This is a genomic window from Streptomyces sp. VNUA24, assembly GCF_029167005.1.
Lineage (GTDB): Bacteria > Actinomycetota > Actinomycetes > Streptomycetales > Streptomycetaceae > Streptomyces > Streptomyces scabiei.
Window position 1 is genome coordinate 469252 of the sequence record NZ_CP119143.1, and the last position, 11056, is coordinate 480307.

The 11056-nt window shown below is 70.6% G+C and carries 12 protein-coding genes; 7 read left to right on the top strand and 5 right to left on the bottom strand.

What is annotated here, in order from left to right:
- The first annotated feature begins 37 nt into the window (after nucleotides 1-37).
- The 3 genes from PYR72_RS01895 to PYR72_RS01905 all read left to right on the top strand — a co-directional run bounded on the left by PYR72_RS01895 (nucleotide 38) and on the right by PYR72_RS01905 (nucleotide 2166).
- Nucleotides 38-820, top strand: a complete 783-nt coding sequence (locus PYR72_RS01895) for a phosphotransferase (protein ID WP_275453516.1) — start codon at nucleotides 38-40, stop codon at nucleotides 818-820.
- A gap of 69 nt (nucleotides 821-889) precedes the next feature.
- Nucleotides 890-1573 (top strand): sigma-70 family RNA polymerase sigma factor, encoded by a 684-nt coding sequence (locus tag PYR72_RS01900; protein WP_275453517.1) that lies wholly within the window; start codon nucleotides 890-892, stop codon nucleotides 1571-1573.
- Nucleotides 1570-2166: a hypothetical protein gene (locus PYR72_RS01905; RefSeq protein WP_275453518.1), complete on the top strand. Its 597-nt coding sequence runs from the start codon at nucleotides 1570-1572 to the stop codon at nucleotides 2164-2166. The genes PYR72_RS01900 and PYR72_RS01905 overlap by 4 nt, the downstream gene beginning before the upstream one ends.
- A 95-nt stretch (nucleotides 2167-2261) precedes the next feature.
- On the opposite strand, the gene PYR72_RS01910 is transcribed toward PYR72_RS01905, so the two are convergent.
- Entirely contained in the window at nucleotides 2262-2906 is a 645-nt protein-coding gene (locus tag PYR72_RS01910) for a dihydrofolate reductase family protein (RefSeq protein WP_275453519.1), read from the bottom strand.
- A 436-nt stretch (nucleotides 2907-3342) separates the two neighbouring features.
- On the opposite strand from PYR72_RS01910, the gene PYR72_RS01915 reads away from it, so the two are divergent.
- Nucleotides 3343-5871, top strand: coding sequence for a GH32 C-terminal domain-containing protein (locus PYR72_RS01915; RefSeq protein WP_275453520.1), 2529 nt, complete (start codon nucleotides 3343-3345; stop codon nucleotides 5869-5871).
- An 83-nt stretch (nucleotides 5872-5954) separates the two neighbouring features.
- Here PYR72_RS01915 and PYR72_RS01920 read toward each other — a convergent pair whose 3' ends face one another.
- The 3 genes from PYR72_RS01920 to PYR72_RS01930 form a co-directional block, all read right to left on the bottom strand.
- A complete protein-coding gene (locus tag PYR72_RS01920; protein ID WP_275453521.1) occupies nucleotides 5955-6806 on the bottom strand; it encodes a chromosome condensation regulator in 852 nt (283 codons plus the stop codon).
- A gap of 86 nt (nucleotides 6807-6892) precedes the next feature.
- Nucleotides 6893-7606, bottom strand: coding sequence for an AAA family ATPase (locus PYR72_RS01925; RefSeq protein WP_275453522.1), 714 nt, complete (start codon nucleotides 7604-7606; stop codon nucleotides 6893-6895).
- Nucleotides 7607-7725: 119 nt separating this feature from the next.
- The gene (locus PYR72_RS01930; RefSeq protein WP_275453523.1) at nucleotides 7726-8259 is read right to left on the bottom strand and encodes an AAA family ATPase; all 534 of its coding nucleotides are present in this window, start codon (nucleotides 8257-8259) and stop codon (nucleotides 7726-7728) included.
- 147 nt (nucleotides 8260-8406) lie between these two features.
- On the opposite strand from PYR72_RS01930, the gene PYR72_RS01935 reads away from it, so the two are divergent.
- Nucleotides 8407-8985 carry a DUF6328 family protein gene (locus PYR72_RS01935; protein WP_275453524.1) on the top strand — a complete coding sequence of 193 codons (579 nt, stop codon included), beginning with the start codon at nucleotides 8407-8409 and terminating at the stop codon, nucleotides 8983-8985.
- A gap of 85 nt (nucleotides 8986-9070) precedes the next feature.
- On the opposite strand, the gene PYR72_RS01940 is transcribed toward PYR72_RS01935, so the two are convergent.
- The gene (locus PYR72_RS01940; protein ID WP_275460316.1) at nucleotides 9071-9574 is read right to left on the bottom strand and encodes a PaaI family thioesterase; all 504 of its coding nucleotides are present in this window, start codon (nucleotides 9572-9574) and stop codon (nucleotides 9071-9073) included.
- Between the two features lie 103 nt (nucleotides 9575-9677).
- Between PYR72_RS01940 and PYR72_RS01945 the strand changes: the two genes are divergently transcribed.
- Together PYR72_RS01945 and PYR72_RS01950 are read left to right on the top strand one after the other, a co-directional pair.
- Nucleotides 9678-10148, top strand: coding sequence for a helix-turn-helix domain-containing protein (locus PYR72_RS01945; protein WP_275453525.1), 471 nt, complete (start codon nucleotides 9678-9680; stop codon nucleotides 10146-10148).
- A gap of 680 nt (nucleotides 10149-10828) precedes the next feature.
- The gene (locus PYR72_RS01950) at nucleotides 10829-11047 is read left to right on the top strand and encodes a hypothetical protein (RefSeq protein ID WP_275453526.1); all 219 of its coding nucleotides are present in this window, start codon (nucleotides 10829-10831) and stop codon (nucleotides 11045-11047) included.
- The last annotated feature ends 9 nt before the right edge of the window (nucleotides 11048-11056 follow it).

Here is an 11056-nt window from a genome sequence, read left to right on the forward strand (position 1 = left end):
CGTGAATCATGACGGGCTGATCCGACACACTCGTCCGATGCGGCACGATGATGAAGAGCCCTTGTCCGGCGGCAACGTCAGCGCTGGTGTCGTTCGCGTCGGGGACACAGTCCGCCGGCCGGCCGGACCATGGACTCCCGCTGTGCATGCCCTGCTCACCCACCTGCACGAGGCGGGATTCGACGCGGCGCCTCGCCCACTCGGCCTTGACGATCAGGGGCGCGAGGTCCTGACCTTCATGCCGGGGCACGTGGTCTGGCCCGACAGATTCTCGCTGATGGAACCCGCTCGGCAACTGGAGCGCGTTGCACGGCTGATCCGGGACTTCCACGACGCCGTGCAGGGCTTCACGCCGCCGCCCGACGCACGGTGGCAGACACTGATCCCCGCTGACGGCAGTGACATCATCGCCCACAACGACCTGGCCCCCTGGAACCTCGTGGTCGCAGCCGAGGAGCCGTGGGCCTTCATCGACTGGGACGCCGCCGGCCCCGGCTCGCGTCTATGGGATGTCGCCTATGCCATGCACGGCTTCATCCCACTGTCCGCGCATCCGGACTGGCAGAGTCCGGACGCGGCAGCCCGACTGCGCGTCTTCGCCGACGCCTACGGTCTGTCTGAGTCCGAGCGTCGTCGGTTGGTCCCTGTGCTGGGGCGCCGTACGCGTTCCATGCACGACTTCCTGCGCGACCAGGCAGCCCGAGGAGTTCACCCCTGGGCGAGGCTGTGGGCTGAGGGCCACGGCGACGCCTGGCGCAACGACGCCGAGTACATCGAACAACGCGAAGACCAGTGGATGCAGGCCCTGCTCGCCGGATGAGGCATCCGTGCCGTTCGAACGCGGGTGAAAGGATTCCCCCTGTGCCGGACAGGGCAGGGCGTGGAATCCATGAAGGAAAAGAGGGCAGCCCGGGATCAGCGGGCCGAGCGGGCCCGCTTCGAGGCGCTGGCGCAGGTCGTGACCGAACCCCTGCACCGCTACCTGCTGCGCCGGGCAGACCCCGACCAGGTCGACGACGTCCTCTCGGACACGCTGCTCGTTCTGTGGCGGCGGATCGAGGACGTACCGGGCCTGGAACCGGAACCGGAGGCACCGGCGGGACGCGTCCCTGACCCCGACGCCGTACTGCCCTGGTGCTACGGCGTGGCCCGTGGCTGCCTGGCCAACGCCCGCCGCGCGGAGCGCCGCAGACGCTCCCTCCTGGAACGCCTGACGTGGACGGCGAGCACGGCGAACACGGCGAGCACCGCGACCGGGGTGCCGCGGTCCGGTGACGACCACTCCGAGCTGCACGCGGCCCTCGCCCAACTCCGGCCGCTGGACCGGGAGATCGTTCTGCTGTGGGCGTACGAGGAGCTGACACCGAGCCGGATCGCCGAGGTCACCGGGCTGAGCGCGAACGCGGTGAGCATCCGGCTGCACCGGGCCAAGAAGAAACTGGCGGCACGACTGGAGCGAAAGACCGGGCCGCGCCCCGGACACGAGACGGACGAAGGAACCGGAATCCGAACCGGAAACCGAACCGGAAACCAATCCGGCGCCGGCACCGGAAAAGGAAGGAGCAGTCGGTGAACGACGACGAGTTGCTGGCCCAGCTGAAGGCCACGGACCCGGCAGTGCTCTCGAAGGCTCCGCGACCCGACGTCCCCCGTCTTGTGGAGGCCACGATGAACACGACTACCCCTACGACGGTCACGACCGAGAAGACAGCGCCGCGCCGCCTCCTCGTCCCGGCCCTGGCCTTCACGGCACTGCTGCTGGTGGGAGGCGGGATCGCCTGGGGCCCCGAACAGGGCGCGGACGGCGACACCCAGGACAAGCCCCACCTCGCCGTGACCCTGCGTCTGCAGGCCGGCGGGGAGGCGGTGAAGTGCGCCGCACCCACCTTCGAGAGCCTGCGCCGGAACGAACTCGCCTTCGAGGGCACCGTAACCACCAAGAAGGGCGACTCCGTGAGCCTTGAGGTCGACCACTGGTACCGCGCCCCCGCCGACCGCTCCACCACCACGGTCCGCCTCACCCAAGACGCCGCCAACTCGGAGGCCGTCTCCTTCCAGGTCGGCGAGCACTACCTGGTGACCGCCGAGAACGGGACCGTCCCGATCTGCGGCGGCACCACCGTGGCCACGGACCAGACGCGGGCGTGGTTCCGCCACGCCTTCTGAGCTCCAACCCAGGCTCGGGCTCAGGCTCAGGCGCGGGCTCGGGCTCAGGCGCGGGCTCGGGGCTCTCGTACGCGACGGGGGTCTGCGGGGCGGCCTCAGTCGCCGCTCCCGACGCCGCGATCAGGTGCGCTCATGTCCCCCGTGGCGGGCGTGCCGCCGGCGAGTCCGTAGCGGAGGTACACGGTGCCCTTGGTGCCGGCTGCCGGAGGTTCGAGGAGCGTGAGGTTCGTGGGCACCTCACCGCCGTCGAACACCTTCTTCCCGACTCCGAGCACGATCGGGTGCACCCACAGGTCGAGGCGGTCGAAGAGCTTCTCGCGCAGGAGGCTCTGCACCAGGTCCAGGCTCCCGACGACCTTCACGTGCTCGTGCCGGTCCCGGATCTCCCGCACCGCGGCGGCGAGATCCGGGCCCAGCTGTGTGGACCCCGCCCACGACAGATCGGGCTTGCCGCGCGAGGCCACGTACTTCGGTACCCGGTTGAAGAGGTCGGCGATCTCCCCGTCCTCGCCGCCCTTCTGGTGCGGCCAGTACCCGGCGAAGATGTCGTACGTCCGTCGGCCGAGCAGGAGGGCGTCCGTGTCCTCGTACGCGGTACCCACCTGCGCCCCGGTGACCTCGTCCAGCAGGGGTGCCTGCCAGCCGCCGAACGGGAACCCGGCCGGGTCCTCGTCGGGACCGCCGGGCGCCTGCCCGACGAGATCGAGGGTCGCGAACAGTTCGATGTGGATGAGGCCCATGGCTTGCTCCCGATGAGTGGGTCGTCGCGGTCACAACGTAGACCTGCGGGGACCGGCGAACTCATCGCCGCGCCGACCACCCCCGCACGCTCCCCACACGCCGGCCCCAGATGCCCGACCGCAGCCTCGCACGCCGGCCCGCGCCCCCGTTCGGCCGATGGACGCGCCCGAGCTGACGGGCACGCAGACGTGTACGCAGACGGGCGGACAGGCGGACGCACAGGCCGTGCCGGGCCATCCGGCAATCCCGTCCGAACCGTTGACGCGTCGGCCGGATGGCGTTCATCATCGGGCCACCCGCTGTCATCGTTGACACAAGTCATCGTTGACATCCCTGGTCGGCGGTGTGGATCTCAGTCGCGGACCAAGGCGTCACCTTTTCACGGGCCGCCCGCCGCAGGCTGGGGCGCGTGGAGCCCGGATCACAGGAGAGACCATGAGCTCTGCACGTGTCACCCGAAGAGCCCGCCTGCGGACGACCGCGGCCGCGGCGGCCGTCTGCGCGCTGTCGGCCGCCCTGCTCGCCCCCCAGGCATCCGCGGCCGACGCGCCGCCGTACTCCGAGACCTACCGTCCCCAGTTCCACTTCACTCCGGAGAAGAACTGGATGAACGACCCCAACGGCCTGGTCTATTACAAGGGCGAGTACCACCTCTTCTACCAGTACAACCCGAGCGGCAACGGGTGGGGCGACATGTCCTGGGGTCACGCGGTGAGCACGGACCTCGTCCACTGGCAGGAACTGCCGCTCGCCCTGTCGCACGACGACAGGGAAATGGTCTTCTCCGGCAGCGCCGTCGTCGACGAGAACAACACCACCGGCTTCGGCACCAAGAAGAACCCGCCCATGGTGGCGATCTACACCAGGCACGACAAATCCACGGGCATCCAGTCACAGGCGCTCGCCTACAGCACCGACCTCGGCCGCACCTGGACCAGGTACCAGGGCAACCCCGTCATCGACATCGGCTCGAAGGACTTCCGCGACCCCAAGGTCCAGTGGTACGCGCCCACCCAGAGCTGGCTGATGACGGTGTCCCTGTCCGCCGAGCACAAGGTGCGGTTCTACTCCTCCAAGAACCTCAAGGACTGGACCCGCCTCAGCGACTTCGGCCCGGCAGGTGCGACGGGTGGCGTGTGGGAATGCCCCGACCTGTTCCCCCTCCCCGTCGACGGTGACAAGGGCAACACCAAGTGGGTGCTGGTCGTGAACATCAACCCCGGTGGAATCGCGGGCGGTTCGGCCGCGCAGTACTTCATCGGCGACTTCGACGGCACGAAGTTCACCGCCGAGGACGACGGCACCTACACCCCGCCCGCCGGGACCGTCGTGCAGGGCTTCGAGGACAGCGGCTTCGGTCCGTGGACGGCGACGGGCACCGCGTTCGGCCCGGGACCGGCAGCCGGGACGCTCGACGGGCAGCAGACCGTCACCGGCTTCGACGGCAAGGGCCTCGCGAACAGTTTCCACTCCGGGGACGCCGCCACCGGCACCCTCACCTCCCCCGCATTCACCGTCGACAGCCCGTATCTGAACTTCAAGGTCGGCGGCGGCCGGCACCCGCACCAGGCCGGGCGGACCCTCGCCGACTTCGAGGGCGGCACCTACGGCGCCTGGACGGCGACCGGCGACGCCTTCGGCCCGGCACCGGCCACCGGCACCCTCCCCGGCCAGCAGCAGGTCACCGGCTTCCAGGGCGGCGGCCTCGTCAACACGTTCCGCAACGGTGATGCCACCACCGGCACCCTCACCTCGCCCGAGTTCACCATCGACAAGCGCTACGTCAACTTCCTCATCGGCGGCGGCAATCATCCCGCCGGATCCGCCGACCCCACCGCCCTCGAACTCCTCGTCGACGGCCAGGTCGTCCGCAGCGCCACCGGAAGGGACGCCGAAGCACTCCAGGCGGCCTCCTGGGACGTGCGTGACCTCGCCGGCAGGACGGCACGGATCAGAGTGGTCGACGACAACACCGGTGGCTGGGGACACATCAACGCCGACCAGATCACGCTGTCCGACACCCGGGCCCGGCCCGGCACCGAGGAGACCGCCGTCAATCTGGTGGTCGACGGCCAAGTCGTCCGCAGCGTCACCGGATCCGACAGCGAGACGCTGGACTGGGCCTCCTTCGACATGCGCTCCTACCGCGGCAAGAAGGCACAGATCCAGCTCGTCGACCTCAACACCGGGGGCTGGGGCCACATCCTCGCCGACCGGTTCACCACCGCCGACGCCCCCGTCCTCTCCGTACTGCAGCGCGCCGGCTGGGCCGACTACGGCAAGGACTACTACGCGGCCGTATCCTGGGAGAACACCCCGGGCAGCAAGCGGCACATGATCGGCTGGATGAGCAACTGGGACTACGCCGGTGCCACCCCCACCACCCCCTGGCGCGGGGCGCAGAGCATCCCCCGCCAGATGGCCCTGCGCACCGTCGACGGCCGTGTCCGGCTGACCAGCGAGCCGGTGACCAGTGTGAAGTCCCTGCGTCAGGACCCCCCGGCGACCGCGGCCACCACGGTCGTGACGAACACCTCGCAGGCACTGATCGGTCCCGCCGCCCACGGCAAGGCGCTCGACATCGAGGCGACGTTCTCCCCCAGGGACGCCGAACGATTCGGGCTGAAGGTACGCACCGGCACCGCGGGCGAGGAGACCGTCATCGGCTACGACACCACGACCCAGGAGCTGTACGTCGACCGAACCCGCTCCGGCGCAGTGGACTTCAACGACACCTTCCCCGGCGTCCAGGCCGCGCCCATGAAGGCGGCGAACGGCAAGATCAAGCTGCGGATCCTGGTCGACTGGTCGTCCGTGGAGGTCTTCGGCGGCAGCGGTGAAGCGGTGATAACCGACCAGATCTTCCCCGACCCCGCCAGCCAGGGAGTCCAGGTCTTCGCCGAGAACGGCTCGGTGAAGCTGGACAAGGCGACGGTCTGGCATCTCGACTCCGCCCACGACTGATCCCGGCAGGTGCTCGGGCCCGGACGGCCGGCGGGACGATGCGCCCAGCACGCGGACCAGCTCGGGTGGGGTGGTGCGTGGGCTCATGGGAGCCGGACACCGGACCAGGCATCGACCGCGCACTGTCCGTCGGCGTTGTTTCCCGTCGACACGACCGTTCCGTCGGCACACAGGCCGAGGGTGTGCGTCGAACCGGCCGCCACCGCGACGATGTCGCGCCAGTCACCGACGTCGCACTGGCCATGGCTGTTGTCTCCCGTGGCCAGGGCGCGCCCGGCCGCGGTGACCCCGACGGTGTGACGGCTGCCCGCGTCGAGCCCCACGACGTCGTCCCACGCGTCGACCTCGCACGCGCCGGCCGTCCGGTCTCCGGTCGCCACCGCTCTCCCGTCGGCCCGGAGGCCGACGGTATGGCAGTACCCGGCCGCGACGGCGGTGAGGTCACGCCAGCCTGCGACGGCACACTGACGTCGTCGGTCGTTGCCCGCGGCCAGCACGGAACCGTCCGACCGGAGACCGACCGCATGCCAGTCACCGCACGACAGAGCGACCGTCTCGCGCCAGGACCGCACGTCGCACTGTCCTTCCGTGTTCCGGCCGGTCGCCAGCACGCGGCCGTTCGCGAGCAGGCCGAGCGTGTAACGCCAGCCCGCGGCCACCGCCGTGACACCCCGCCAGCCGGCGACGTCGCACTGCCCGTCGCCGTTCCATCCCGTCGCCAGCACGGTGCCGTCCGACCGGAGGGCCACCGTATGGGACTTGCCCGTGTTCCTCGCCGTGTGCACGTTGCCGGCCGCCACCGCGACGACGTCGCTCCACCCCTCGACACGGCATTCGCGGGCCGCGTCGTGGCCCACGGCGAGAACGGTTCCGTCCGAGCGCCGTCCGACCGAGTGACGCCTCCCGGCCGCCAATGCCTGCGCGTGGGCGAACATGTCCGACTCCCTGTCCTGTTGCGGGCGCTGCCAGATGGCTCGCGGTCCTCCTCGGCCTCCTGCGAGGAGGACCGAGGGCGGACCTCCTACGGTTCGACGATGTGCCGGAGATAGGCGTGCGGATCGGCGAGATAGCGGCGCCAGTGATCCACGAGGTCGAGCTCCCGCCAGGTGACCCTGCGCATTCCGTGGTCACCGACCTCGATGATGTCCGCTCCCGGGAGCGCGGTCAGCACGGGCGAGTGCGTGGCGCAGATGACTTGGCCGCCCTGCTTGGCCAACCGGTCGATGTGCCCGATGAGTTCGAGGCACGAGGAGAAGGAGAGCGCCGCCTCCGGCTCGTCGAGGACATAGAGCCCGGCGTGGAGGAACTTCCCGCGGAACGCGGCGAGGAAGCCCTCGCCGTGGCTGACCTCGTCCGGCGAGAAACCCTCCCTGTCCAGGGCGTCCAGCGCGGTCTCGGCACGCAGGAAGAACCCCTTGCGGGCCGACCAACTGGTGGCCATGCGCCGGCCGCGCCCCGAGGCGGCGTCGAACCTCATGCGCTCGCCGAGGGCCGACTTGCCGCGCGGGGAGGCGTAACGCCAGTCGTGGGAGCCGCCGTAGGAGTCCAGGCCGAACCCTTCGGCCAGTGCCTCGACCAGGGTCGACTTGCCCGAACCGTTCTCACCCACCAGGAAGGTCACCGGCGCGGTGAACCGCAGCCCTTCGTGAAGCATCTGCCGTACGCAGGGCACCGACCAGGGCCAGGCATCCTCGTCGTGCGAAGGAAGGTGCGCATACGCGCGTTCGACGATCACCCCACCAGTGTCGCCCAGGCCCGGCGCACGCACGCACGCACGCTCGTCCGGCAGTGGTCGGGCCGACCGGCCTCCACGCCAAGCCGGTCGGCTGTGGAGCGGCGCAGGGCGTGCGCAGGTCAGCGGTCCACCGCAGGCAGGTGTGCCAAGCCGGTCTCGGCCATGATGCGCTCCACGGTCTCCTGCAGGGTGCTGTCCGTCCCGATGACGGTCTCGACGCCGCCGGGCAGCAGATCGCCCGGCCGGTACCACTCCCGCAGTTCCTTCTCGCCGACGTCCTGGGCGAACGGCTTGGTGGCGTGCCGGGCGAGCGTCTCGGCGAACGGCACGTCCAGGTAGTAGCCATGGGTCGGGCCGCGATGGTCGGTGCGCAGTCGCGCGAGCATGTCGCCGTAGTGGTCGGCGTACAGGATCCCCTCGACGACGACGTGATAGCCGGCGTCCAGGGCGTAGCGGGCGGTCAGGTCGATCAGGCCGATGTTCGCGGCTCCCGGCCGGTCGCGCTCGCGCAGCACGGTGCGGCGGAGGACGTCCTGGGCCACCAGGGCCAGGCCGCGGCCGAACCTCTCCCTGAGCTGTTCCGCCACGGACGACTTGCCCGAGGCGCTGTTGCCCCGCACCACGACCAGCCTGGTCTCGTCGGTTCCCACCATGAGGGCCTCCCCGTGCCGAGGCAGCGACGGCACCACCCCTGCCCACTGCGCGCCCGAACGCGATGTCAGGGGTGGCCCTCCCCGCCCGCGCAGGCATGAAAACGCCCCGGGCGGGCAAACGGTCGCTCCCCGAACCTGGAGGACGTCATGGCCCTGACGGAGCGGCCGGCCGAACCGGCGGCAGCACAGGACACCGCCTGCTGTGCCCACCGTGATCATCACCACCCGACGGCTGCGGAGGCCGAAGCGCCGGAATCGGCGCGGGAGAGGGTCAACCGCCGCTGGAACGAGATCCTGCAGGAGACGCGGGTCACCCAGACCGGCGTGCAGATCCTCTTCGGATTCCTGCTCAGCGTGGCCTTCACGCCGTTGTTCCATGAGCTGGAGACGCTGGACCGCAGCATCTACGTCACCACCGTGGTGCTCGGCGCGGCGGCCACCGGAGCGTTGATAGCGCCCGTCTCCCTGCACCGCTTCCTGTCGGGTCAGCGCATGAAGGACGATCTGGTGGAGACGGCCGCACGCATGATGATGTGCGGCATGGTCCTCCTCGCCCTGACCATCGGCTGCACGCTTCTGCTGATCCTGCGGTTCGTGGTCCCGGGCGTGCTGGCCGAACTGCTCGTCGGCGCGGTCATGCTGTGGTTCGGCGTGTGCTGGTACGCGCTGCCGCTGCTGCTGCGCCGCCGTGCCGGCCGGCGCGCCCGGTCCGGCGAGGACGCCTGACCGATGTGGTGACGCCTGACCGGTGTGGTGACGCCTGCCCGGTGTGGTGACGCCTGCCCGGTGTGGTGACGCCTGCCCGGTGTGGTCAGGTCTGTGACCGCGCGGGCAGCGGAATCAGCATGCAGCTGCTCGTGGCGTGGGCCAGGAGGCGGTCCTCGCCGTCGATGAGCGTCGCTTCGGCCAGTGCCGTACGGCGGCCGCCGTTGAGGACCGTGCCGACGGCGCGCACCTTGCCGGTGTCCGCCGTGATGCGCCGCAGGAACTTCACGGTCAGGTCGAGGGAGGTGTAGCCCATGCCGGCCGGCAGTGTGGACTGCACGGCACACCCCGCGGCCGAGTCGAGCAGCGTCGCGAAGACTCCTCCGTGCACACTGCCGATCGGGTTGTAGTGCTCCTCCCCCGGCATCAGCGAGAACACCACCCGGCCGAACTCCACCTCGTCGAGGGCCATGTCCAGGGTGGCCGCGATGGGCGCGGCGGGCAGCCGGCCGTCCTTCACGTCGCGCAGGAACTCCAGACCGGAGACACGGCCGACGGCTGCCGCCGAGAGCTGGGGGTCCTCCCACTCGTACGTCCGCATCCGCCCCACGGTCCCGCCTCCGACTTCCATTCCCACCTGACTTCGTAGATCGAAGTTAGCCGTCCCCTCCTCTGACTGTCAATGACGAAGTCAGGGTCCCTACCATGACGGCATGGAGTGGCTTGAGGTGAGCACGGACAACTGCCCGGTGCAGCGCACGCTCGACGTCGTCGGCGAGAAGTGGAGTCTGCTGATCCTGCGGGACGCCGCCAGCGGCGTACGCAGGTTCGACGACTTCCGCCGCCACATGGGGCTGTCGGAGGCGGTCCTGAGCGACCGGCTGCGCAAACTGACCGCGGCGGGCATCCTCACCACCGTCCCCTACCGGGATCCCGGCAGTCGTGCCCGCCACGAGTACCGGCTCACGCGCAAGGGGTGGGATCTGTGGCCGGTTCTGATCGCTCTGCGCCAGTGGGGGGAGACGTATGCCGCCGACCCGGCGGGTCCCGTGCTCGACCTGAGCCATACCGACTGCGGTGCGCCGGTCCGGGTGGTGGTGGAGTGCGCCGCCGAGCACTCCGCGCTGGCTCCCCGGGATGTCACGGCCCGGCCGGGTCCGGGAGCGCGCCCCTGGAGCGGCTGAGCAACGGCCTCGCGGCCATGGTGCGTCGAGGGGTGCGGGGTGTTCGGCGTCGTCCGAGACCCCCTTGCTCCCCGGTCGTCCCCCTTGGTGGGATGCGAGGAATCGAGATCGGGATACGCCATCGATCCCGCGCCGAGCGGGCCACCGTGGCGGCAGTGGGACGAGTCCGGACCGCACGAGGCCGCGGAACAGGGGTGCTTCGCGCCCTTCGGCGTACTGTCCGACGGACCAGCGCGCACCATTCTGCCCGCACCCGGCGACACACGCGGCACGAGGCTGATCCTGGAGCGGGCCGGGGGCTACTACATGGGCATCGACGGGAAAAGACGGCCCGAACCTCGCCCGCCTGGGCTGCGCTCTTCCGGTCGGGACGCGGATCGACGACTGCGGGTGCCGGCAGGTCGTCCGGCTCGATCCGCAGGCGGTGGTACGGCTGCCCGGCCCGCCCGAGCGGCCGGTCATGGACTGGGCGGAGCTGCCGGCCACGTGCACGGCCGAGGAATTCGGCGGCCGGACCGGGCGCCATCTCGACCGGCCACGGGCGCGCTCCGGCACCGGTTGAGCGCGTACCGGGACATCCCGGCGGGCATGGCCCTCGCCCAGGTGGTGTGGGCAGTGCGTGGGGCGACCCGCGGACGGGAGCCGTATGGCGGCCGAGCGGCGGGGCGGTGCCGGTCCCCATGGATGCCGCGCTCCGGACCGAACTCGCCTTGCCACAGCACCGCACCCGGCTGCCCGTGCTCGGCGGTCTGCCGCCGGGCGTGGAACGGGACGACCCGCTGCCGCCGCACCCGTCGTACCCGTTCCGCCCGTCCCGGGAGGCGTTCCGGTACACGCTCGCGCGGACGCCCGCCGTCAGGGAACCGTGGCCGCGGGCGATCTACGACCGGGGATGCTGATCCGCCAGG

Excerpts from the sequence above, each read along its gene's own strand:
- PYR72_RS01930 (WP_275453523.1), bottom strand. The coding sequence starts at position 8,259 with ATGGTGGGAACCGACGAGACCAGGCTGGTCGTGGTGCGGGGCAACAGC.
- PYR72_RS01910 (WP_275453519.1), bottom strand. The coding sequence starts at position 2,906 with ATGGGCCTCATCCACATCGAACTGTTCGCGACCCTCGATCTCGTCGGG.
- PYR72_RS01915 (WP_275453520.1), top strand. The coding sequence starts at position 3,343 with ATGAGCTCTGCACGTGTCACCCGAAGAGCCCGCCTGCGGACGACCGCG.
- PYR72_RS01895 (WP_275453516.1), top strand. The coding sequence starts at position 38 with ATGCGGCACGATGATGAAGAGCCCTTGTCCGGCGGCAACGTCAGCGCT.
- PYR72_RS01900 (WP_275453517.1), top strand. The coding sequence starts at position 890 with ATGAAGGAAAAGAGGGCAGCCCGGGATCAGCGGGCCGAGCGGGCCCGC.
- PYR72_RS01920 (WP_275453521.1), bottom strand. The coding sequence starts at position 6,806 with ATGTTCGCCCACGCGCAGGCATTGGCGGCCGGGAGGCGTCACTCGGTC.
- PYR72_RS01945 (WP_275453525.1), top strand. The coding sequence starts at position 9,678 with ATGGAGTGGCTTGAGGTGAGCACGGACAACTGCCCGGTGCAGCGCACG.
- PYR72_RS01935 (WP_275453524.1), top strand. The coding sequence starts at position 8,407 with ATGGCCCTGACGGAGCGGCCGGCCGAACCGGCGGCAGCACAGGACACC.
- PYR72_RS01950 (WP_275453526.1), top strand. The coding sequence starts at position 10,829 with ATGGATGCCGCGCTCCGGACCGAACTCGCCTTGCCACAGCACCGCACC.